Consider the following 23,740-nt stretch of genomic DNA (forward strand, 5'->3'; position numbering starts at 1 on the left):
TGTGAATTTTCCTTAAAAATCACAAAAATCCCCAACCCTGTTAGTCGCGGCCGCTCCCGATGCATTAAAGTAACGCCCCCAGCCGTGACATTAATTCGAATGCCGTCGGCCACCCTCTCCAGGAACCACTCATCGATGGAACATCGTGAAGCGCTGCTGGCGCTGCGAACCTTTCTCTCAGCGCAGATCCTCGGCCAGGAAAAGCTGGTCGAACGCCTGTTGATCGCGCTGCTGGCCGACGGTCACATGCTGGTCGAAGGCGCCCCGGGCCTGGCCAAGACCAAGGCCATCAAGGAGTTGGCCGAAGGCATCGAAGCACAGTTCCATCGCATCCAGTTCACCCCCGACCTGCTGCCCGCCGATATCACCGGCACCGAGATCTATCGCCCGGAAACCGGCAGCTTCGTGTTCCAGCAAGGGCCGATCTTCCACAACCTGGTGCTGGCGGACGAAATCAACCGGGCCCCGGCCAAGGTCCAGTCGGCCCTGCTCGAAGCCATGGCCGAGCGCCAGGTCAGTGTCGGGCGCAGCACCTATGACCTGTCGCCGTTGTTCCTGGTGATGGCGACCCAGAACCCCATCGAGCAGGAAGGCACCTACCCGTTGCCCGAAGCCCAGCTCGACCGTTTCCTGATGCACGTCAAGATCGGTTTTCCCGATGCCACGGTCGAACGACGCATCCTGCAACAGGCCCGGGGCGAAGCCCTGCACGGGGAAGCCAAGCCCGAGCGCCGGGTCAGCCAGCAGGCGATCTTCGCCGCCCGCAAGGAAATCCTCGGGCTGTACATGGCCGATGCGGTGGAGGAGTACCTGGTGCAACTGGTGATGGCGACCCGCACGCCGGCCAAGTTCGACCCGGAGATGGCCGAGTGGATCGCCTACGGCGCCAGCCCTCGCGGCTCCATCGCCCTGGATCGTTGTGCCCGCGCCCATGCCTGGATGGCCGGTCGCGACTTCGTCAGCCCCGAGGATATCCAGGCCGTGCTGTTCGACGTGCTGCGCCACCGCATCATCCTGTCGTTCGAGGCCGAAGCCGCCGGGATCGACCAGGATCGGGTGGTGCAACGCATCCTCGATGTCGTCGCCGTCGCCTGACCCGGACAATGATCGCGCCCCTGCCCGCCGAACCCGGCATCCGCACCACCCTCGCCGAACTGATCGAGATGCGCCATCGCGTGCGCGAGGTGCAACTGTTCTCGACGCCGAGCCAGCGCAGCCCGCTGATCGGCCTGCATCACTCGAAACTGCGCGGGCGCGGGGTGGACTTCGACCAAGTGCGGGTCTACCAGGCCGGCGACGATGTGCGCAGTATCGACTGGCGCGTCACCGCGCGGACCCAGGAACCCCATACCAAGCTGTTCCACGAAGAACGCGAACGGCCGATCTTCATCCTGGTGGAACAGAGCCGCCAGTTGTTCTTCGGCTCCGGGCTGACCTTCAAGTCGGTGCTCGCCGCCCAGGCCGCGAGCCTGATCGGCTGGGCCGCCCTGGGCCACAACGACCGGGTCGGCGGCCTGGTCTATGGCGACAACGAGCACTACGAAATCAAACCCCGGCGCAGCAAGCAAAGCCTGTTGCAACTGCTCAACCGCCTGGTGCGGGTCAACCACTCGCTGCACACCGAAGCCGCCGCCGAACCCAATGCCCTGGGCCTGGCGCTGATCCGCGCGCGCAAGGTGCTGCGCCCCGGCAGCCTGGTGATCGTGATCTGTGACGAACGGGCCCTGACCGATGCCGCCGAACAACAGCTCAGCCTGCTCTCGCGCCATTGCGACCTGCTGATGCTGCCAGTGTCCGATCCCCTCGACCATGCCCTCCCCGCCGCCGGCCTGCTGCGCTTCGCCGAACGCGACGCGCAACTGGAACTCGACACCCTCAACCTGGAGCTGCGCCAGGCCTACCGCGCCCGGGGCGACGCGCGGATTGCCCGCTGGGAGCTGCTGGCGCAGAAACTGCGGGTGCTGCTGATGCCCTTGAGCACCCAGAGCGAGATGGTCGAGCAGTTGCGCGCCTACCTCAATCCCCAGCGGCCAGGGAAACAGCCATGAGCAGCCTGGACCAACTGCAACCGCTGATCACCCCGCCGGCCCAGGGTTTCTGGCCGCCGGCACCCGGCTGGTGGCTGCTGCTGGTGCTGATTCCGCTGCTGGGTTGCGGGTTGTGGTACCTGCGTCGTTTCCTGCCGGCCAAGCGCCCCGTTGCCCGTGCCGAACAGCCCCTGGACCCGGTCCGCCTGGCCGCCCTGGCGGAACTCGCGCAGTTGCCCAAACCCTATGACGGCGCACCGGCCGGGGCCTGGCTGCAGCAACTCAACGGCCTGCTCAAGCGCCTGTGCCGCAACCATTACCCCTACAGCCAGAGCCACACCCTCAATGGTCGCCAATGGCTGGCCTTCCTCGACAACCGCTGTCCGGCCGCCGGCCTGACCCGCTGGATGGTGCTGGTGGAAGGCGCCTACAAGCCCGAATGCAAGCTCGACGACAAGGCCATCGCCGGGTTGAGCCAGGCGATCGACACCTGGATTCGCAAACATGTTTGAGTTCGCCTGGCCCTGGCTCTTTGCCCTGCTGCCGCTGCCCTGGCTGATGCGCGTCCTGTTGCCGGTGGCCGACAGCGGCGAAGCGGCGCTGAAGGTCAGCTTTCTCGGCGACCTGGAGAGCCTGGCCCGGCGTCGGGCCCGGGTCGGCATGCCGAGCTGGCGCCAGCAGTTGCCCTTCATCCTGCTCTGGCTGCTGCTGTTGTCCGCCGCCGCGCGTCCGCAATGGCTGGGCGAACCCTTGCCGGTGGCCGCCAGCGGCCGCGACCTGCTGGTGGCGGTGGACCTGTCCGGCTCCATGGAATACCCCGACATGCGCTGGCAGGACGAGGACATCAGTCGCCTCGGCCTGGTCCAGCACCTGCTGGGCGATTTTCTCGAACATCGCGAGGGCGATCGGGTGGGCCTGATCCTGTTCGGCAGCAAAGCCTATGTACAGGCACCGCTGACCTTCGACCGGCGCACCGTGCGCATCTGGCTGGATGAAGCGAAAATCGGCATCGCCGGCAAGAACACCGCCATCGGCGACGCCATCGGCCTGGCCATCAAGCGCCTGCGTGAGCGCCCGGCGCAAAGCCGGGTGCTGATCCTGGTCACCGACGGCGCCAACAACGCCGGCGAAATCGATCCGATCACCGCCGCGCGCCTGGCCGCCGAAGAAAGCGTGAAGATCTACACCATCGGCATGGGTGCCGATCCGCAACAAACGGGAACCCTGAGCATGCTCGGCCTGAACCCGAGCATGGACCTCGACGAACCGGCGCTGAAGGAAATCTCCAGCATCACCGGCGGCCGCTATTTCCGTGCACGCGACGGCCAGGAGCTGCAAGCCATCAAGGAAACCCTCGACCAGCTTGAGCCTGTGGCGCAACAGCCGACCCAGGCCCGCCCCGCCCGGGCGCTGTATCACTGGCCACTGAGCCTGGCCTTGCTGATGAGCGTGCTGCTGGTGATCCGCGGGCGCTGGCCGGACAACCCGTTGCAACGCTGGCTGGCACGTCGGCAGTTCCTGCCGCAGCGCCCGGAATGGCGCCAGCGCCTGGAACGCCTGCGCTTGCGGAGGCGGCGATGATCGAAATCCTCTGGCCGCACTGGTTCCGCCCCACCTGGCTGCTGGTCATGCCGCTGCTGGGCTGGCTGCTGTGGCAACTCTGGCACCGACAGAAACGCACCGGCCGCTGGCAGATGATCCTGCCGACGGCCTTCCAGCGGATCCTGCTCAGCGGCGGCAACGGCAACCACAGCAAGCTGCCCTGGATCGCCCTCGGCCTGGCCTGGAGCCTGGCCGTGCTGGCCCTGCTCGGGCCGAGCTGGCAACGGGTCGAACAGTCCTCGCAGAAACCTTCGGACCCGTTGGTGGTGCTGCTCGAACTGACCCCGGACATGCTCGCCAACGATATCCCGCCGAACCGCCTGGAGCAGGCCCGGCGCAAACTGTTCGACCTGTTGCGCGCCCGCAGCGATGCCCAGACGGCGATCATCGTCTACGCCGGCAGTGCCCACACGCTGGTGCCGCTGTCCGATGACCTGGGCACCAGTCGCAACCTGCTGGACGCCATCAAGCCCTCGATCATGCCCGAGGAAGGCCATCGCGCCGACCTGGCGGTGAAAAGGGCCCTGACCCTGCTCGACCGCGGCGCCCTGGGCCAGGGCCGCTTGCTGCTGATCGGCTCGTCCCTCAGCGAACAGGAACGCCAAGGCATCCGCCAGGCCCTGGACGGCAAGCCCCACAGCCTGCTGATCCTGGGGATCGGCACCCGCGATGGCGCGCCGGTGCCCCAGGAGCACGGCGGTTTTCTCAAGGACGCCCAGGGCGCGATCCTGGTACCGCGTCTCGACAGCCAGGGCCTGAAGGACTTCGCCGGCGAAATGGGCGGCCGCTACCGCCAGGGCCGCCTGGACGACAGCGACCTGCGCGGCCTCGGCCTGCTGGACAGCCCCCGGCAACTGCGCAAGGACGGCCAGACCGTGCAGCTCGACAGCTGGGCCGACCAGGGTTACTGGCTGCTGCTGCCGCTCCTGCTGCTCGCGGCCTGTGCCGGGCGCCGTGGCTGGCTGTTCTGCCTGCCGCTGTTTTTCCTGTTTCCGCAGCCGAGCCAGGCCTTTGAACTGACCGATCTGTGGTTGCGTCCGGACCAGCAGGGCCAGCAATTGCTGGAGCAAAAGCGCCCGCTCGAAGCTGCCCAGCATTTCGACGACCCGCAATGGCAGGGCCTGGCCCTCTATGAAGCGGGCAACTACAGCGCCGCGGCGAAGAAGTTCGCCGAGGGCGACGACGCCAACGCCCATTACAACCGCGGCAACGCCCTGGCCCGCAGCGGCGAGCTGGAGGCGGCACTGGACGCCTACGAACAGGCCCTGGAGCGTCAGCCGGACTTGCGACCGGCCTTGCAGAACCGGACACTGGTGGAAGAACTGCTGCGGGAAAGACAGGCCAAGCCGCCGGTCGAACCGAACAAGACGAGCGACACCGCCCAGACCGAAAAGCCACAAACCGGCAGTGAACAAGGTGCCGCGCAAGCGCCCCAGGCCGGCACGAACGCATCCAGCACCGCAACGACCGAGCCCGCTCCCCCGGAACAGTCTCCACCCGCCGGCAATCAGCCGCCCGCGACCCAGGCCGCGCAGGCGGGCAATCAACCGGGCGGCAATGACGTACCGGGCAGCGAACTGGGCGACGAACAGACCACCCACCCGCCCCTGCGGGCCGCCGCCGATGTCATCGACGGTGAACGCCACCAGGCGCTGGAACAATGGCTGCGACAGATCCCCGACGATCCGGGAGAATTGTTGCGGCGCAAATTCTGGTACGAACAACAGCTCCATCAGGACAAGACCCGATGACCCTGCGCTTCTCCCTGCTTCTCACGCTGCTGCTCTGCGTCAACCTGTCGGCCCATGCCGAGGGCTTGCTGGCCAGCGTCGACCGCACGCGCCTGAACTCCGGCGAGTCGGTGGAGCTGACCCTCGAGTCGAAGGATGTCACCCAGTTCGGCAAACCCGACCTGACCCCGCTGGAGGCACAGTTCGAAGTGCGCGGCACCCGCCAGGTCAACCAGTTGACCAGCCTCGGCGGCGAGAACCAGGCCACCACGCGCTGGATCATCACCCTGACCCCGAAGGAAAACGGCAGCGTGGTGATTCCGGAGCTGCACCTGGGCGAACTCAGCAGCGAGCCGATCACCCTGCAGGTGGTGCAAGGCCAGGAACAGGCCGCGGCGAACGACCTGGCACCGGTGTTCATCGAGACCAACCTCGACCAGGACAACGTCTACGTCCAGGCCCAGGCGGTGCTGACCCTGCGCATCTATCACTCGGTGTCGCTGTATGACGACAGCAGCCTCACGCCCTTGCAGCTCCCCGACGCCCGCATCGAGCAACTGGGCGAGTCGCGCACCTACGAAAAACTGATCAATGGCGTACGCCATGGCGTCATCGAATGGCGTTATGCAATCTACCCGCAGCACAGCGGCGAACTGATGATCCCCGCGCTGGTGTTCAGCGCCACCCTGGTGGACGCCCAGCCGACCCAGGGCCAGGTGCCCCAGGGCGCCAAGCCCGGCAAGTTGATGCGCCTCAGCTCCACGCCGCAGCTGCTGCAGGTCAAGCCCCAGCCCGCTACCTGGCCGGCCGACGCGCCCTGGCTACCGGCCCGCAGCCTGAGCCTCGGCGAAAGCTGGAACCCGGAACCGGATCACAGCCAGGTCGGCGACTCCCTGACCCGCAGCCTGACCGTCAAGGCCGAAGGGCTCTCCAGCGCGCAACTGCCGCCGCTGCCGAGCACCACCGTCAATGGCCTGCGGCGCTACCCGGACCAACCGCAACTGAGCAACCAGAACAGCGAGCGCGGCCTGATCGGCAGCCGTGCGGAACGCGAGGTGCTGGTCCCGACCCACAGCGGCAACTTCGACCTGCCCGCGGTGGACGTGCTCTGGTGGAACACCCACGAGGACCACCTGGAACACAGCAGCCTGCCGGCGCGCACCCTGCAAGTGGCGAACAACCCCAGCCTGGCGGTGGACACGCCGGTCAGCAGCGCCGCCAACAACACGCCGCCCCAGCCGCCGCTGCTGTGGGTCTGGAAGCTCAGTACGCTGATCCTCGCCTGCACCACCTGGATCGGTTTCGGCCTGTGGTGGCGGGCCCGCTCGCAACCGGCGGTGCACCGCGCCGCCCAGACCGGCCCGAGCCCACGCACGCTGCTCGACGACCTCAAGCGCAGCTGCCTGGCCAACGATCCCCAGGCCACCCGCCAGGCCCTCGACGCCTGGGCCCGACAGCAACCGGAAACCCTGGCCGACATGGCGGCGCGCTTCGTCACCCTGTCCGATGCGCTGGACGGCCTCAATGGCGCGCTCTACAGCGAAACCGGCCAGTATTGGCAGGGTGAGGAACTGTGGCGGGCGATCCGCGCGATCCCGGTCGCCGAGCGGGTCCAGGAGCCGGTGGCCGACAGCAGCCTGCCACCGCTCTACCCCAAATAATCGACACGTTGGAGTTTGCCTTGCGCCTGTTTCACACCTCCGACTGGCATCTGGGCCAGAACCTTCATGGCCAGGAGCGCGATTTCGAACACGCCTGTTTTCTCACCTGGCTGCTGGCCCAGCTCCGGCAGCAGCAGCCCGATGCGCTGCTGATCGCCGGCGATCTCTTCGACACCGTCAACCCGCCGGTCAAAGCCCAGGAACGTCTCTACGACTTCATCGTCAGTGCCCACGAGCAGCAGCCGACGCTGACCATCGTGATGATCGCAGGCAACCACGACTCCGGCTCGCGCATCGAACTGCCCGCCGCGCTGATGCGCCGCCTGCGCACCCATGCCCTGGGCCGGGTGCTGTGGCTCGACGACGGCCAGCTGGATAGCGACCGCCTGCTGTTGCCCTTGCCCGATGCGAACGGCGAAACCGCCGCCTGGTGCCTGGCCCTGCCCTTCCTGCGCCCGGCCGAAGTCACCGGCACGCAACTGGGTGACGACTACCTGCGGGGCATCGGCGAAGTGCATCGGCGCCTGATCGCCGCGGCCAACGCCAAGCGCCAGCCGGGCCAGGCCCTGGTTGCCATCAGCCATGCGCACATGGCCGGCGGCTCGGTGTCCGAAGACTCGGAACGCAGCCTGATCATCGGCAGTGCCGAAGCGCTGCCCGCCAGCCTGTTCGACGCCAGCGTCAGCTATGTCGCCCTCGGCCACCTGCACAAGCCGCAGAAGGTCAACGGCGAGGAGCGCATCCGCTACAGCGGCTCGCCGATTCCGCTGTCGTTTTCCGAAATCGCCTATCAGCACCAGATCCTCGATATCGTCCTGGACGGCGAGAACCTGGTCAGCGTCGACAGCCGCCCGATCCCCCGTGCCGTGAACCTGCAACGCCTGGGCCCGGCGCCCTTTGCCGAGATCCTCGAACAACTGGCGGCGCTGCCCGACGTCGACCTGCTGGCCGACCTGCAACGCCAACCCTGGCTGGAAGTCCGGGTACGCCTGGATGAGCCGCAACCGGACCTGCGCCAGCAAGTGGAAAGCGCCCTGCAAGGCAAGGCCGTGCGCCTGGTGCGCATCGCCGCCGAATATGCCGGTGCCGGCACGGCTGAAGACGAGACGGACAACGACCGACTGATCAACCTCGACCAGCTCAGCCCACAGGAGCTGTTCAGCCGTGCCTGGCAGGACAGCTATGGCAACCCGGTGGACGAACCGACCCTCAATGACTTCGCCCTGCTGTTGCAGGAAGTCCAACTGGAGGGCGAACAGCCATGAAGATCCTGGCCATCCGCCTGAAAAACCTGGCCTCGCTCGCCGGCCCCTTCGAGCTGGATTTCACCGCCGAACCCTTGGCCAGTGCCGGTCTGTTCGCCATCACCGGCCCCACCGGCGCGGGTAAAAGCACCCTGCTCGATGCCCTGTGCCTGGCGCTGTTCGGCGCCGTACCCAGGCTGAACAACGCCTCGCGCGATGCCAAGGTGCCGGACGCCGAAGGCGAAATCGGTACCGGCGACCCGCGCACCCTGCTACGCCGTGGCACCGGCGCCGGCTTTGCCGAAGTGGATTTCGTTGGCATCGACGGCCGCCGCTACCGCGCCCGCTGGGAAGCCAACCGTGCCCGGGACAAGGCCGGCGGCAAGTTGCAGGCCAGCCGCCAGAGCCTGCGCGACCTCGACAGCGATCAACTGCTGGCCAGCCAGAAAGGCGAATACAAGACCCTGCTGGAAAGCCGCCTGGGCCTGAACTTCGAACAGTTCACCCGCGCGGTGCTGCTGGCCCAGAGCGAGTTCAGCGCCTTTCTCAAGGCCGACGACAACGAGCGCAGCGAACTGCTGGAAAAGCTCACCGACACCGCCCTCTACACCCGCCTCGGTCGTCGCGCCTTCGACAAGACCAAGCAGGCCCGCGAAGCCCAGAAGCTGTTGCTGGACCAGGCCGGTGGCGTCGCGCCCATGGAGGCTGAAGCACGGGTCGAGCTGGATCGGCAATTCACCGAAGCCCAGCAGCAACTCAAGACCCGACAAGCCCAGCTCAGGCAGCTGGAGCTGCAACACACCTGGCTCAAGGAGTTGCTGCAATGGCAGGCCCAACACCAGGCTGCCGTCGAACAACTGCAAGACGCCGAACAGGACTGGCAAGCCCGCGATGCCGAGCGCCAGCAGTTGGCTCGCCTGGAACAACTGGCGCCGCAGCGGCATCAGTTCGCCCGTCAGCGCCAGTTGAACGAACAACTGGCGCCACTGGCCGAACAGATCCAGCAGCATATCGACCAGCAGGCCGACTTGCAGGCCCGTCAGCAACAGCTTGAACAAAGCCGGTCGGATGCCCACGCCCGCTTGAACGAGGCCCTGGCCCGGCAAAGCGACAGCGCGCCGCTGCTGCGCCAAGCCTTCGATGAACAGGCCACACTGACCCACCTGGGCAAGGACCTGGGCGACAGTCAGCGCCTGCAACAGGCCGCCGAACAGGCCAGCGCAGAAGGCCGTTTGCAGCTCGGCAGCCTGCTCGATCAGCAACAGCAGGTCGCCACGCGCCTGGAGCGAATCGCCGAGCAGTTGCAGCACAGTACCGCCCTCGCCCCCTTGAGCGATGCCTGGCACGCCTATCGCGATCGCTTGCAACAGCTGATGCTGATCGGCAATCGACTGAACCAGGGCCAGCGCGAGCTGGCACAGCTGCAAGCACGGGTCGCGCAAACCGACCAGCAACTGACCGAGCAGCGTGGCGCCCTCGAAATACTGTACAGCGAAGCCGGGGCGGAACCGGCCGCTGTCGGCGAACAGATCCAGATTCTCGGCAGTCTGCTGCAGGACAACCGCAAGCAACTGCGCGCGTTCGAAGAACTGCAACGGCTGTGGAGCCGCCAGCGCGAGCTGGACCAACGCACGCAGCAGTTGCAGGAGCGACAACACGGCGCCCAGCAGCAACGCGACGCACTCAACCGCGAAGGCCTGCAGGCACGGGACGAACTCAAGGTCGCCGAGCAGACCCTGACGATTACCCGGCAGTTGCTCGAACGCCAGCGCCTGGCCCGCAGCGCCAGCGTCGAAGAGCTGCGCGGGCAGTTGCAGGACGACCAGCCCTGCCCGGTGTGTGGCAGCCATGAGCATCCCTACCACCAACCCGAGGCCCTGTTGCAGAGCCTGGGTCGCCACGACGAGAGCGAAGAAGCCGCGGCGCGTCAGGTCGTCGAATCGCTGACGGAGAAACTCAACCAGCTTCGGGAAAAGGTCGGCGGGCTGATCGCCCAGCAGAAAGAACTGCTCGCCCAGCAGGAGCAGTTGACCCAGCAGCACCTGGAACTGGCACCGAGCCTGGAAGCCCATCCGCTGCACAGCGCGCTGCTGGAGCAGGATGCCGGCCGACGCGAGGCCTGGCTCAACCAGCAATTGAACCAACTGCAGCAGAACATCGGCCAGGACGAGCAACGGCAAACCGCCCTGCTCACCCTGCAACAGGAGGCCGCGCGGCTCCAGCAGCAACTGCACACGGCCATCGAGGCCAGTCAGGCCGCGCACCAGCAGTTACTTGATCAGCAACGCCAGATGGGCACGGATCAAGAGCGCCTGGAACAGGAACTGGACACCTTCGCCAGCCTGTTGCCAAGCGAAACCCTGCAAGGCCTGCGCAATGATCCGGCGCCGACCTTCATGCAGCTCGATCAGCAGGTAGCACAACGTCTCGGCCAGTTGGAACAGCAGCGCGAGGAGCAACAGGAACAACGCGAGCGCCAGGACAGGATCGAACCGGAACAGGTCCGCCAGCAGACCCGCGAGCAGCAATGCGCGGAACTGAAACAACGTTGCGCCGTACTCCTCGAGCAGCAACAAGCCAGCCAGCACAAACTGGTCGGCTTGATTGGCCAACACGCCAGCGTCGAAGCCTGGCAGCAGCAGATGGATCAGGCGGTGGAACAGGCGCGGCAGGCCGATGCGTCGGCCAACCAGCAGTTGCAGGCCCTCGACAGCCAACTGATCCAGCTCGGCGCCGACCTCAAGGCCCGCCAGGAGCGCCGGCAGGTCCTGGAACAGGAAAGCCTGGAACTGGCGCGGCAGGTCGCGGACTGGCGAGCCCTTCACCCGGAACTGGATGACGCCGGCCTGGAGCAACTGCTGGCCTGCGACGATGAACACCTCAGCCAGTTGCGCCAGCAACTGCAGCGCAGCGAAAAAGCCGTCGAGCAAGCCCGGGTGTTGTTGCAGGAGCGGGAGAAACACCTTCGGCACCATCAGGCCCAACACAATGGCAACCTCGACGCGCCGGCGCTGGACGCCGCCCTGGCCGACCTGCAGACCCAGTTGGGGGCCAGTGAACAGCACTGTGCCGAGCTGCGTGCGCAACAGACCGAAGACCAGCGACGCCAGGACGCCAACCAGGAACTGCAGCAACGGATCGCCGACGCCAACCGCGAATATCAGCGCTGGGCACGTCTGGACGCGCTGATCGGCTCGGCCACCGGCGACCGCTTCCGCAAGTTGGCCCAGGCCTACAACCTCGACCTGCTGGTGCATCATGCCAACGCGCAGTTGCGCCAACTGGTACGACGCTATCGCCTCAAGCGCGGCGGCAGCATGCTCGGGTTGTTGGTGATGGACACCGAGATGGGCGACGAACTGCGTTCGGTGCATTCGCTGTCCGGCGGCGAAACCTTTCTGGTCTCGCTGGCCCTGGCGTTGGGCCTGGCATCGATGGCCTCGAGCACGCTGAAGATCGAATCGCTGTTTATCGACGAAGGCTTCGGCAGCCTTGACCCCGAATCCCTGCAACTGGCGATGGATGCGCTGGACGGCCTGCAAGCCCAGGGCCGCAAGGTCGCGGTGATTTCCCACGTACAGGAGATGCACGAGCGGATACCGGTGCAGATCCAGGTACGCCGTCAGGGCAACGGGCTGAGCACCCTGGAGGTGACATGAAGCCGGCCACGCTGTATTCGTTCCGCCGCTGTCCCTACGCCATGCGCGCACGCATGGCGCTGCGCTATTCAGGCGTGGCGGTGCAGATCGAGGAAGTCAGTCTGAAGAACAAGCCGGCGCAGATGCTCGCGTTGTCGAGCAAGGGCACGGTACCGGTGCTGGTCTGCGCCGGTGGGCGGGTGATCGACCAGAGCCTGGAGATCATGCACTGGGCGCTGGCCCAGCATGATCCGCAAGATTGGCTGCTCAGCAGTGATCCGCTGGCGGCAGAGGCCACGGCGCTGCTGATCGAGGAGAACGACACGGTTTTCAAACGGTGGCTGGACCGCTACAAGTACGCGGTGCGCTACCCGGAGTTTCCCATGGAGCACTATCGGGAACAGGGCGGGCAATTCCTCTTGAAACTGGACGGTCTGCTTGCGCGTAACGGCTATCTGTTGGCCGAACACCTGAGCCTGGCGGACATTGCAGTCGCACCGTTCGTGCGCCAATTTGCCCATGTGGATCAGGTGTGGTTTGCGCAAGCGCCGTACAAACGTCTACAGACTTGGCTGGAGCAGTTCCTGACTTCGGAACTGTTCAATGCGGTCATGGCCAAGTCCTGATGTGAGCGTGCTCACTTAAAAAAAGCATTCAATCTGAAACGCACCACATAACCAGAGCCAGGACGCATACCTTGTGGGAGTGGTGTGGGAGCGGTGCGTGCCTGCGAAGCTTTTGGTGGCCTCAAAAAGGCCTCTTCGCGGCGGTCCAACTCCCACAAGGTATGCATCCTGGCCTAAGTGCTCAGTGCTGGGCCTTGTGATCCAGAGCGGCGTAGAAGTTGGCGCTCTGTTGCAGGTACTTCTGGGTGTAGCTCTGGGCGTGGCTTTTCTGGCTGCTGATTTCCACGCTGGCGCTGGCTGGCAGGGCCACGGTAGCGGAAACAGCAGAAGCGGCGATCACGGAGAAAAGATTGAAGTTCATGGCGGTAACCCTCGAATGTCAGTTGGCTTGCTTGCCCTTTCAGGCCGTGAGTCAAAAGTACATCCGAGGGCGGACATCGTTGAAATTCATTGGAGCAGTAGCGGATATCAGCGTCATTAATAGAAGCGCAAGTCCCTGATTCATCAGAGGATGCGGTCTATTGTCGCAGCTCGAACGCCCCGGGCGACCCGGTCGATCGATGCCGCGAACGCCTTATTCCTCCTCGTCACGGGCGCTGAAGGCGCTCATGCAGACCAGCCGATGCTCGCTGGAATCGTCACTCAGGATCCAGCTTTGCAGGGTCTGGTCGAAGGTCGCGGCCTCGATCTGGGCGCGGGTGAAACTCCAGCGCTTCTGGGCCCGGCCGTCCATGCATTCGATCAGCAGACGGCTGTCGTCGAGGGTGAAATCGAAGGCGTGCAGACCGTCGACTTCGAGCATGTCGCAGGTTTCAAGGGCACTGAGCAGGGTGTCGGTTGCAGCGGTCATGGCGTTCTATCGTGTTTGGGAAAGCGCTCATGATAGGCGATATTGCCCTGGGGCCGGGTGATCGTTTATCACGATCACCCGGCCATCCGCCCCTCAATGGGAAAACAACGACCCGCCCACCTTGCCCGCCAGCCTCTCCGGCTTGATCAGGAACCGCGCCAGCGCCGGCAACAGCCACAGCGCGCCGAACATGTTCCAGAGCAGCATGAAGGTCAGCATCAGGCCCATGTCGGCCTGGAACTTGATCGCCGAGAAGATCCAGGTGCAGACCCCGATCGCCAGGCACAGGCCGGTGAACAGCACCGCCTTGCCGGTGGATTTCAGCGTCTGGTAATAGGCCTCCTGCAACGGCAGGCCGGCACGCAGGAAGCTTTCCAGGCGACTGTAGATGTAGATCCCGTAGTCCACGCCGATCCCGACCCCCAGCGCCACCACCGGCAAGGTCGCGACTTTCACACCGATGCCCATGAACGCCATCAGCGCATTACCCAGCACCGAGGTCAGCACCAGCGGCAGGATGATGCACAAGGTCGCCGCCCAGGAGCGGAAGGTGATCATGCACATGGTCGCCACGCAGATGTACACCAGGATCAGGATGGTCAGTTCCGATTCCTTGATCACCTCGTTGGTGGCCGCCTCGATCCCGGCGTTACCGGCGGCGAGCAGGAACTCCAGGCCGTCCTTGTTGTTCTCCTTGGCGAAGTCCTGCACCGCATGGACCGCACGGTCGAGGGTCGCGGCCTTATGGTCGTTGAGGAACACCAGCACCGGCGCCAGGGAGCAATTGGTGTTGTACAGGCCATCGGCCCGGGCGATGGAGTTGTTCAGCACATCGGGGTTGCGCGACAAGGTTTCCCATTTCAGGTTGCCCTCGTTCATGCCCTTGATCATCTGCTTGGACACGGTCACCAGGGAGATCGCCGACTGCACGCCCTCGGTGTTCTGCATCTTCCACATCAGTTCGTCGATGGGCGCCATGGCTGCATAGCGCGAACAGCCTTCGGGTGGTGTCTTGACCATCACCACCAGCACGTCGGAACTGGTGGAGTAATTGTTGATGATGAAACTGTTGTCCTTGTTGTAGCGCGAGTCGGGACGCAGCTCCGGCGCGCCCTGGTCGAGGTCGCCGATCTTCAGGTTCTGCCCGTACCAGAGGCCGCCCCCCAGGGCCAGCAAGGCCAGCACGATGGACACCGGAGCCACCCTGGGGCTGGCGAAATTCGCCAGCAGGCGCCAGAACGGGTGCTCGCGGGTCGCATCCTTCTTGCTGCGCCCGACGGCCTTCTTGCTGATGCCCACATAGGAGATGGCCACCGGCAGCAGGATCAGGTTGGTGAACACGATCACCGCCACGCCGATGGACGCGCCAATGGCCAGTTCGCGAATCACGCCGATGTCGATGATCAGCAGGGTGATGAACCCCACGGCGTCGGCGAGGATCGCGATCATCCCCGGCAGGAACAGTTGCCGGAAGGTGCGCCGAGCCGCCGTCAGGGCGTTGTCGGCGTCGCTGGATTGCAAGGCGATGCCGTTGATCTTCTGCACGCCATGGGAGATACCGATGGCAAAGATCAGGAACGGCACCAGCATCGAGTACGGATCCAGGCCGAAGCCGAACGCGTGCATCAGCCCCAGTTGCCAGACCACCGCCACCAGGGTGGTGATCAGCACGGCGATGGTGCTGCGGATGCACCAGGTAAACCAGTACAACAGCACCAGGGTGATGATGAAGGCCACGCCGAAGAACATCACCACCATGACCAGGCCATCGATCAGGTCACCGACCTTCTTCGCGAAACCGACGATGTGCACCTTCACATTGGGGTTCTGCGCCTCGAACTTGTCGCGGATCTTCTCTTCGAGCTGGTGGGAGAATTTCTGGTAGTCCAGCGCCAGCAACTTGCCCTGGTCCTGCGGGTCCGGGTAGGCCTCCAGCAACGGGATATCGACGATGCTCGACTTGAAGTCGTTGGCCACCAGGCGACCGACCTGGCCGGACTTGAGCACGTTGTTGCGCAGCTTGTCGAGGCTGTCGGCCGAGCCGTTGTAGCTTTGCGGGATCACCTCGCCGCCGGCAAAACCCTCTTCCGTCACTTCGGTCCAGCGCACGCTGGGGCTCCAGAGGGACTTGAGGCCGGAGCGGTCGACGCCGGGAATGTAGAACACCTCGTCGTTGACCTGCCGCAGGGTCTCCATGTACGACTGGGTGAAGATATCGCCGTCCTTGGCCTCCACCGAAACCCGCACCATGTTGCCCAGGTTGGCGAGGTCGTTGCGGTGCTCCATCATCTTTTCAATGAAAGGATGCTTGAGCGGAATCATTTTCTCGAAGCTGGTGGACGGCCGGATCAGCGTGGCCTGCCAGAACAGGAAGGCGCTGACCAGCAGGCAGATGACGATCACCGCCGGGCGGTTGTTGAAGATCAGGCGCTCGAGAAACGTCGCCTTGTCTTGATGATGACTTTGATGACTGCTCATGAAGATTCCCGCCTTTCTTGTTATTGGCCCAGCTCAGCGCCCGCTGGCGTGGTGGTGTGGGCGCCGCCCTGGCCGACGAGGATCAGGTTGCCGTTGCCGGCCGCCGTCACCGCCGACAGGGAAATCCGATCGGGACGGTTGAACACACTGAAGGTCGCGCCATCGTCGGTGCTGCGGATCACGCTGCCGCCGTTGCCGACGATCACCAGCGAGCCGTCGGCCAGCAAGGTCGCGCCGGACAGGCCGAACTCCAGGTTGCCACGGGTGGCCTTGAGTTCGACTGGCGCCCAGTTGCTGCCGAAGTCGGTGGAGCGGTAGAGATTGCCGCGCAAACCGTAGGCCAGCAGCGTGGAGGATTGAGCGGTGCCGATCACGCCGAACAGCGAGCCCTGGTAAGGGCCGTCGACGTGTTCCCAGGTCTGGCCCCAGTCGGCGGAGCGGAACATGCTGCCCTGCTCGCCAACCACGAACAGCCCGGCATCCTTGACCGCGGCGATGGCGTTGAGGTGGAACTGATCGGGGTTGTCGAGGCGGTCGCTGACGTTCTCCCAGTGCTGGCCGCCATCGCGGGTTTCCAGCAAGGCCCCGTAGGCGCCCACGGCAAAGCCGCTGCTGGCGTCCTTGAACCAGACGTCGAGCAACGGTGCTTCACGCTTGAGGTCCTGGAACTGGCGGGTCCAGGTAGCGCCGCCGTCAACGCTGGCGAGGATCTGCGCATCGTGGCCGACGGCCCAGCCGTGCCGCTCATCGACGAAATAGACCGCCGTGAGCATCTGCCGGGTCGGTACCCGGGCCTGGGTCCAGTGGCCGCCCTGGTCGTCGGAAAAGAGGATGTGTCCGCGATCGCCGACGGCCACCAGCCGGTTGCCGGCATGGACCACGTCGAGCAGCAGGCTCTTGCTGGCCTTGGACGATTCGATGGAGTAGACCGTGTCGGCGGTGCCGGACGCCGCCGCGTATGCGCTGGCCGGCAGTGCCGCCAGTCCCGACAGCGAAAGCGCCGTCACCAGCAATGCCGCGCCGCGCCAGGTCGGCGGACAGCAAGAACCCGTAGGCTTCACAGGCTCATTCATAGACCTTTCTCCCCATTATTATTGTCAGGTCGTCCAACCTTTCAGGGCGCCTTCGAGGGCGTTTTCATGACTGCCCGGTCGTCTGGAACCGGCAATCTAGAGCCCCTTTGAAGCTGGAGTCATCCTATCGGGCTTTGGAATCGTCTGACAATCGACGCCACGTTATCTTTTGTTAACCTGGGGCGTCGGGAGGGTGCATGAATGATGGGGCATCAGGTGAGGTGATGAACAAAGGCCACGAGCGTGGCCTTTGTGGGGTGTACTGCTTCAGGCCAGGCTTTTGCTGACAACCTCGTACACATCGGCCGACAACTCACCCGAACCGCGAATCCGCTCCAGCTCGGCCTTCATCAGCGCCTGGCGGGCGTCGTCGTACTTGCGCCAGCGGGTCAGCGGTGCCAACTGCCGGGCCGCAATCTGCGGATTCAGGGCATTGAGCTGGATCACGATGTCCGCCAGGAAGCGGTAACCGGAACCGTCCGCCGCGTGGAAGTTGATCAGATTCTGCCCGGCGAAGGCACCGATCAACGCCCGCACCTTGTTCGGGTTCTTGAGGGTGAACGCCGGGTGCTCCATCAACGCCTTGACCCGCTGCAGGCCGCCGGGCAATACGCTGCCGGCCTGGACACTGAACCACTGGTCCATGACCAGCGGGTTGTCCTTGAAGTGCTCGGCGAAACTGGCCAACGCCAGGGCCTTCTGGGTTTCGAACGGCGAGTTCACCAACACCGCCAGGGCGGTCAGGCGCTCGGTCATGTTGTCGCTGCTTTCGAACTGTTCCAGGGCCGCCTCCACCACTTCGATCCTGCCGCTGAGCATCAGGTACGACAACGCGATGTTCTGCAAGGCGCGGCGGGCGAAATGCTCGTTCTCGGCAACGTAAGGGGTGTCTCTCGACAGCGCCCGATTGGCCTGGTAACGCTGCCACAGCTCGCCGAACAACTGCTCGGACAGTCGCCGGCGGAGGAACTCGCGAGCGGTATGGATCGCCTCGACATCAGCCACTTCGCTGATTTCGGCGAGGTAGGCCTCGCTCGGCAGCGAAAGCATTTCGGCCACCATCGCCGGGTCCAGTTGCTCGTTGGCCAACACATTGCGCAAGGCCGGAACCAGAAGCGGATGGAGCACCAGCTTCTCGCCCTTCTGATGCTGGGCGATCAGGTCCTGCAGCACCTGCACCGACAATTGCTGGCCGGCGTCCCAACGGTTGAAACCGTCGCTGTCATGCTGCATCAGGAACATCAACTGCTCGCGGCTGTACGGGAAGCTCAGCTTCACCGGTGCCGAAAAACCACGCAGCAGCGACGGCAGCGGCCAAGCGTCAATGCCGACGAAGCTGAAGGTCTGTTCGGCTTCGGTCACCGAGAGCACGCGACTGGTCGCGCCGGGGGTCGCCTCACCCGCCAGTTGCAAGGCGATTTCTTCGCCCTGGGCATTCAGCAGGCCGATCTCCACCGGAATCACGAACGGCAGTTTTTCCTGCTTGTCCGGGGTCTGCGGGCAGCTCTGGCGGAAGGTCAGGCTGTAGGTTTTCGCCGCCTGGTCGTAGTGCCCGCTGACCTCCAGCCGCGGCGTACCGGCCTGGCTGTACCAGCGCTTGAACTGGGTGAAATCGACGCCATTGGCATCTTCCATGGCCTTGACGAAATCGTCGCAGGTCACGGCCTGGCCGTCATGGCGCTGGAAATACAGGTCGCTGCCCTTGCGGAAGCCTTCGGCGCCGAGCAGGGTGTGGATCATGCCGACCACTTCCGAGCCCTTCTCGTACACGGTCAGGGTGTAGAAGTTGGAGATCTCGATAAAGCTGTCCGGGCGCACGGCGTGGGCCATGGGACCGGCGTCCTCGGCGAACTGGTGGGTACGCAGGTAGGCGACATCCTGGATGCGCTTGACGGTACGCGAGTTCATGTCGGCGGAGAAACCGGCATCGCGGAACACCGTGAAGCCTTCCTTGAGCGACAACTGGAACCAGTCGCGGCAGGTCACGCGGTTGCCCGACCAGTTGTGGAAGTATTCGTGGGCGACGATGGCCTCGACCCGCTGGTGCGCGGCGTCGGTGGCGGTTTCGGCCCGTGCCAGCACGGCGCTGGAGTTGAAGATGTTGAGGCCCTTGTTCTCCATCGCACCCATGTTGAAGTCGTTGACCGCGACAATCATGAAGATGTCCAGGTCGTACTCGCGGCCGTAGACTTCCTCGTCCCAGCGCATGGACTTCTTCAGGCTGTTCATCGCGTGCTGGCACTTGTCGATGTTTTCCGGCTCGACGTAGATGCGCAACGCCACGTTACGGCCACTCAGGGTGGCGAAGCTGTCTTCGACGCACCACAGGTCCCCCGCCACCAGGGCGAACAGGTAGGCCGGCTTCATGAACGGGTCTTCCCAGGTCGCCCAGTGCCGACCGTCGTCCTGGGGACCGCTGCCCACCGGGTTGCCGTTGGACAGCAGCACCGGGTAGCGATGCTGCTCGGCGATGACCGTGGTGGTGAACTTGCTCATCACGTCCGGGCGGTCAAGGTAATAGGTGATCTTGCGGAAGCCTTCGGCCTCGCACTGGGTGCAGAACATCGTGCCGGACTTGTACAGGCCTTCCAGGGCGGTGTTGGTCTCCGGGTGGATCTTCACGCTGGTATCGACGCTGAAGCGCTCGTTGGTCGGCTGCAGGGTCAGGTGGCTGTCGTCGATCCGGTAGTCGGCACTCGACAGCACGCGGTCGTCGAGTTGCACCGAGAGCAGCTCGAGCAACTGGCCGTCGAGCACCAGCGGCGGCAAGCCGGGACCACGGGCCGGATTGCGGCGCATCACCAGCTGCGCATGGACCAGGGTATGGTCCTCGAACAACTCGAAGGTCAGGTGCGTCTCGTCGATCAGGTAGTCCGGTGCCTGATAGTCCTTCAGATAGATCATCTTCGGTTGTTCGGTGCGCATGAGGGCGTCCTTTTACTGATGCACGGCGAGCTGGTAGGCCGTGTATTTACGGATATTGATCACGCCGGTGTCGAAGATCAGGTATTGGCCCTTGATCCCCATCAGCGTGCCTTCGGCAATCGGATCTTTGTCCAGGTTGAAGCTGACCACCTTGGTCGGGTAGCACTCGATCGGGTAGCGGATCTCCAGCGGCTCGACATCACGCACCAGCTGGATGGCCTGCAGGCCGAAACGCGCCTGCAAGGCCGCGAGGCCCTCGGCACAGGATTCGAACAACTGCTCGCGCACCGCCTTGAGGTCCACCGCCGGCGCATCGCCCTTGAGCAGGGCGCGCCAGTTGGTCTTGTCCGCCACCTGGCTGCGAAACAGGTCCTCGACGAAGCCGGACTGCTGGCGGGTCGCCACGCGCACGATCGGCAGCGCCTGGCTGGCGCCCTGGTCGAGCCAGCGGGTCGGCAGCTGGGTGGCGCGGGTGATGCCGACCTTGATCCCCGACGAATTGGCCAGGTAGACCACGTGGTCGGTCATGCAGAACTGCTCGCCCCAGGCCGGCTCGCGGCAGGTGCCGGCGTCGTAATGGCAACGCTCCGGGCTCATGATGCAGGTGTCGCACTGGGCCAGCTTGGTCATGCAGGAATAGCAATACCCCTGGCTGAAGCTGGTCTTGGTCTTGCGTCCACAATGGGTGCAATGAATCGCCCCGAGGAACTCCAGGCGCAGCTTCTGGCCGATCAACGGATTGACCGGCACCTCGCTGTCACCCAGGCGAAAGGCGTACTGTACGGCCGCACCTTCAAGGCGCGTCGTCATCTTGCTGATTGCACCGCGGCCAAGCTCGATCAATGGATGGCATCCGACTTGAACAGGATATTGGGCACCGGGGCCGACTTCGAGGCGCACTCCTGCGGACCCATGTAGCCGGTGCGCTGGTCTTCCGGCAGGTTCTGGGTTTCCCAGGCGATCATCGCCTGCAACGACAGTTCGCGCTGTTCGGCGCTGAGCTTGCGCCCGTCGGACCATTTGCCGATTTCCACCGCCAGTTTCAGGCTCTGGTAGATGTCGGGGGTGATGTTTTCAATCATTTCGATAAACGACGACATGGGTTCTCCACGCTTGGAAAAAGGCGATTAGACGGCCAGTTTACGACGAGACCAGAGGCCGCCCAACAAACCGGTGAAACATCCGATGAGCAGTCCGCCGACATGGGCACCGTTGGCGATTTCGCCGAAGCCGATCAGCGAGACCAGGCCCGACAGGCACAACAGCAGCCAGACCAGCATCATCACCAGCACGCCACGGGGTAGACGATAGACCGGATTCGGCGCCAGCCACTGGTAGATCCAGCAATGCCCGAGCAAGCCGTAGAGCACCCCGGACAGGCCGCCGAACAGGGTTGGGCCGCTGACGTAATACTGTGTGTAGTTGGAAACCAGGCTGAACAGCAGCGTCAGCCCCAGCAGGTTGATGCCGCCCTGGCGCAGCTCGATGCGCCGACCCAGCTCCCAGTACCACATGCCGTTCATGGCGATGTGCAGGATGCCGAAATGGATCAGCATCGGCGTCACCAGGCGCCACCACTGCCCCGCCGCCAAGCCGTCGGCCAGGGGCGTGAACTGGACGTAGTTGCCGCGTACCTGGAAGTCGAGGAAGGTGAACCAGTGCACGACCTGGAGGTTGTCGCCCAGCAGGGTCACTCCAGCGACGATCAGGCTCAGCAACAGGACAGTGGCGGTGGCCGGGCTCTGGCGTACCTGGGTGAGGAAATTCGGCTGGCTCATGGCCACGGGCCGCTCCGGGACTTCCAGGTGGTTGTCCGGATCGCCGGCGGGGAAACGCTGGTACAGGGACAATACATCGGCACTGATGGACTCGGGCACCCACAGCACCTGCTCGCCGGCCTCCTCGTTGACCCGGTGCGGCACCTGCATGCGCTCCAGCAGTTTGACGAAACCACTGAGGTCAGTGGTCAGCGGCAGGCGTAGGACAGCAGTGGCACTCATCGCAAAGCCTCGGGACGTTCGACGTCGACCCAGACGAATTTCTGCGGGTCGAGAGCGGTTTCCTGGTCCAGCCGGTAAGCCGCCAGCTTGCCGTAGAGCACGGCGCTGTAATCCAGGCAGGCCAGGTTGGGACGGATCGGCGCGGGCTTGCCGCTGCGCCAGTAGTGACCGACGAACAGCATCGGCTCTTCGAGGCCGTAGCGCAGCAAGGCATTCTTTTCGACCGGGGACAGCGGTTTGCGCGCCACCTGCTCTGGCAGGGCATCCGGCTGGAAGACGATATCGCCGTAGGTCTGCGGGTCGTCTTCCCAGAACTTGGTGCGGAAGAACGCCCGGGTCAGGCCGTCGCCGCCAGTCAGGGTCAGGCCGTCCGGCAGGCGCATGTCGGTGCCGCGCAGCAGGCGGTCGAACACCGTGGAGGCAAAACTGCCGGACAGCGCCGAATCCTTCAGGAATGCCTCGTCGATCCGGCCGTCCGGGTACTGCGCCCGCAACGGCTCGATCAAGCCGCCATCCCAGCAGGCATGCACCACGCGGAAACGCCCGGCATCGATGAACAGCGGCAGCTCGTAGAACCAGGCGAGGAAATCCTGCCAGTCCGCCGGGTGCTGTTCGAACTGGGTCAGGGTTTCATTGAGCAGCCGGGCATGGCGCGGCGTGTGTTCGCGCACGAACTGCTTGCCGCTGCCAGGTGCCGCCGGGGTGCTCCAGCCCAGGGCGTTGAACTCGTGGTTGCCCATGATGCACAGCGCCTGCCCGGCCTCGACCATGCCATGGACGATATGCAGGGCCTCGCGGATGCGCGGGCCGCGGTCGATGATATCGCCGAGGAACACCGCCATGCGCGACGGGTGACGCCAGACGCCCCCCAGCTTCTGGTAGCCGAGCATGTCCAGCAGATGTTCGAGGGTAAGGGCGCAACCGTGCACATCACCGATCAGATCGTAGCCACGCGCGGGATCGAGCATCACTCGCCTCCACCGCCCAGCCGACTGCCCCAGCCGAGCTTGGTGCGGCAGACTTCGTAATAGTTGTGATCCAGCGGGTGAATCAGCCGCAACTTCTGCGGTTTCTTGCTGATGGTCACCGTATCGCCGGGAGCACAGGTGAAATGGTTCTGCCCGTCGCAGGAAACCTGCGGGTAGATCTGCATGTCCTTGGACACCACGATTTTCAACTCGCTGTTGCCGTCGACCACAATGGGGCGGCTGGACAAGGTATGGGGGTACATGGGCACGATCACAATGGCATCGAGCTTGGGATGCATGATCGGGCCGCCGGCGGACAGCGCATAGGCGGTGGAGCCGGTGGGCGTGGCGACGATCAGGCCGTCGGCCTTCTGGCTGCAGACGAACTGGCCGTCGATGTACAGCTCGAACTCGATCATCCGCGTCGACTTGCCGGGGTGCAGGACCACGTCGTTGAGCGCGTCGCCCTGGCCGATGGCTTCGGCATGGCGGCGCACCTCGGCCTGCAGCAGGAAGCGGTTCTCCACCAGGTAGTGGCCGTCGAGGACCTTGGCCACTTCGACTTCCAGGTCATCCGGGCGGATATCGGTGAGAAAGCCCAGGTTGCCGCGGTTGATCCCCAGCACCGGGATATTGTGCCGGGCCAGCGCGCGAGCGGCGCCGAGCAGGCTGCCGTCGCCGCCGACGACGATGACCATGTCGCAGACTTCGCCGAGCATCTTGCGCGACGAGGTTTGCAGGCCATGGCCCGGCAGGACCTCGGCGATGGTGTCTTCGAGGATGACATGCAGGTGCCGCGCCAGCAGGAATTTCTTCAGTCGGCGAACGGTATCCAGCACCTGCGAACTGCCCAGGCGGCCAATGATGCCGATATTGCGAAATTGCTCCATGGGGCTCCTGCGGGGTCTGGGACGGGCA

The 23,740-nt window shown here is 64.6% G+C and carries 19 protein-coding genes; 9 read left to right on the forward strand and 10 right to left on the reverse strand.

Annotation, left to right across the window (positions count from 1 at the left end):
• Window positions 1-135 precede the first annotated feature (135 nt).
• From NUH87_RS07445 to NUH87_RS07485, 9 genes are read left to right on the forward strand one after another with little or no spacing between them, the layout of a single operon-like run.
• Window positions 136-1,095 carry an AAA family ATPase gene (locus NUH87_RS07445; RefSeq protein ID WP_040066051.1) on the forward strand — a complete coding sequence of 320 codons (960 nt, stop codon included), beginning with the start codon at window positions 136-138 and terminating at the stop codon, window positions 1,093-1,095.
• Between the two features lie 8 nt (window positions 1,096-1,103).
• Window positions 1,104-2,048, forward strand: coding sequence for a DUF58 domain-containing protein (locus tag NUH87_RS07450; RefSeq protein WP_040066053.1), 945 nt, complete (start codon window positions 1,104-1,106; stop codon window positions 2,046-2,048).
• Entirely contained in the window at window positions 2,045-2,539 is a 495-nt protein-coding gene (locus NUH87_RS07455) for a DUF4381 domain-containing protein (RefSeq protein ID WP_338525439.1), read from the forward strand. Before NUH87_RS07450 ends, NUH87_RS07455 begins: the two co-directional genes overlap by 4 nt.
• Entirely contained in the window at window positions 2,532-3,608 is a 1,077-nt protein-coding gene (locus NUH87_RS07460; protein WP_338525440.1) for a VWA domain-containing protein, read from the forward strand. The genes NUH87_RS07455 and NUH87_RS07460 overlap by 8 nt, the downstream gene beginning before the upstream one ends.
• On the forward strand, window positions 3,605-5,380 hold the full coding sequence (locus NUH87_RS07465) for a vWA domain-containing protein (RefSeq protein WP_338525441.1): 1,776 nt from the start codon (window positions 3,605-3,607) through the stop codon (window positions 5,378-5,380). The genes NUH87_RS07460 and NUH87_RS07465 overlap by 4 nt, the downstream gene beginning before the upstream one ends.
• Window positions 5,377-7,020, forward strand: a complete 1,644-nt coding sequence (locus NUH87_RS07470) for a BatD family protein (protein WP_338525442.1) — start codon at window positions 5,377-5,379, stop codon at window positions 7,018-7,020. The genes NUH87_RS07465 and NUH87_RS07470 overlap by 4 nt, the downstream gene beginning before the upstream one ends.
• Before the next feature lie 20 nt (window positions 7,021-7,040).
• Window positions 7,041-8,285, forward strand: coding sequence for an exonuclease SbcCD subunit D C-terminal domain-containing protein (locus tag NUH87_RS07475; RefSeq protein WP_338525443.1), 1,245 nt, complete (start codon window positions 7,041-7,043; stop codon window positions 8,283-8,285).
• Entirely contained in the window at window positions 8,282-11,923 is a 3,642-nt protein-coding gene (locus NUH87_RS07480) for an AAA family ATPase (RefSeq protein ID WP_338525444.1), read from the forward strand. The genes NUH87_RS07475 and NUH87_RS07480 overlap by 4 nt, the downstream gene beginning before the upstream one ends.
• Window positions 11,920-12,528, forward strand: a complete 609-nt coding sequence (locus tag NUH87_RS07485) for a glutathione S-transferase (RefSeq protein WP_338525445.1) — start codon at window positions 11,920-11,922, stop codon at window positions 12,526-12,528. The genes NUH87_RS07480 and NUH87_RS07485 overlap by 4 nt, the downstream gene beginning before the upstream one ends.
• A 181-nt stretch (window positions 12,529-12,709) precedes the next feature.
• Here NUH87_RS07485 and NUH87_RS07490 read toward each other — a convergent pair whose 3' ends face one another.
• From NUH87_RS07490 to NUH87_RS07535, 10 genes are all read right to left on the reverse strand, one after another.
• Window positions 12,710-12,889 (reverse strand): hypothetical protein, encoded by a 180-nt coding sequence (locus NUH87_RS07490; RefSeq protein ID WP_040066071.1) that lies wholly within the window; start codon window positions 12,887-12,889, stop codon window positions 12,710-12,712.
• A gap of 213 nt (window positions 12,890-13,102) precedes the next feature.
• A complete protein-coding gene (locus NUH87_RS07495) occupies window positions 13,103-13,378 on the reverse strand; it encodes a DUF5629 family protein (RefSeq protein ID WP_338525446.1) in 276 nt (91 codons plus the stop codon).
• 93 nt (window positions 13,379-13,471) lie between these two features.
• A complete protein-coding gene (locus NUH87_RS07500) occupies window positions 13,472-15,856 on the reverse strand; it encodes an RND family transporter (RefSeq protein ID WP_338525447.1) in 2,385 nt (794 codons plus the stop codon).
• A gap of 20 nt (window positions 15,857-15,876) precedes the next feature.
• Complete coding sequence (locus NUH87_RS07505; RefSeq protein WP_040066078.1) at window positions 15,877-16,929, reverse strand: WD40/YVTN/BNR-like repeat-containing protein; 1,053 nt, start codon at window positions 16,927-16,929, stop codon at window positions 15,877-15,879.
• A gap of 267 nt (window positions 16,930-17,196) precedes the next feature.
• Entirely contained in the window at window positions 17,197-19,854 is a 2,658-nt protein-coding gene (pepN, locus tag NUH87_RS07510; protein ID WP_338525448.1) for an aminopeptidase N, read from the reverse strand.
• Window positions 19,855-19,866: 12 nt separating this feature from the next.
• Window positions 19,867-20,697 carry a DUF2797 domain-containing protein gene (locus NUH87_RS07515; RefSeq protein ID WP_338525449.1) on the reverse strand — a complete coding sequence of 277 codons (831 nt, stop codon included), beginning with the start codon at window positions 20,695-20,697 and terminating at the stop codon, window positions 19,867-19,869.
• Window positions 20,694-20,954, reverse strand: a complete 261-nt coding sequence (locus tag NUH87_RS07520) for a YeaC family protein (RefSeq protein WP_338525450.1) — start codon at window positions 20,952-20,954, stop codon at window positions 20,694-20,696. Before NUH87_RS07520 ends, NUH87_RS07515 begins: the two co-directional genes overlap by 4 nt.
• A 27-nt stretch (window positions 20,955-20,981) precedes the next feature.
• Entirely contained in the window at window positions 20,982-21,854 is an 873-nt protein-coding gene (locus NUH87_RS07525) for a rhomboid family intramembrane serine protease (protein ID WP_338525451.1), read from the reverse strand.
• Window positions 21,851-22,825, reverse strand: coding sequence for a metallophosphoesterase (locus tag NUH87_RS07530; RefSeq protein WP_338525452.1), 975 nt, complete (start codon window positions 22,823-22,825; stop codon window positions 21,851-21,853). The genes NUH87_RS07525 and NUH87_RS07530 overlap by 4 nt, the downstream gene beginning before the upstream one ends.
• Window positions 22,822-23,712 (reverse strand): NAD(+) kinase, encoded by an 891-nt coding sequence (locus NUH87_RS07535; protein WP_338525453.1) that lies wholly within the window; start codon window positions 23,710-23,712, stop codon window positions 22,822-22,824. The genes NUH87_RS07530 and NUH87_RS07535 overlap by 4 nt, the downstream gene beginning before the upstream one ends.
• Window positions 23,713-23,740 lie beyond the last annotated feature (28 nt).

It is taken from the genome of Pseudomonas batumici (genome assembly GCF_036585405.1).
Lineage (GTDB): Bacteria > Pseudomonadota > Gammaproteobacteria > Pseudomonadales > Pseudomonadaceae > Aquipseudomonas > Aquipseudomonas batumici.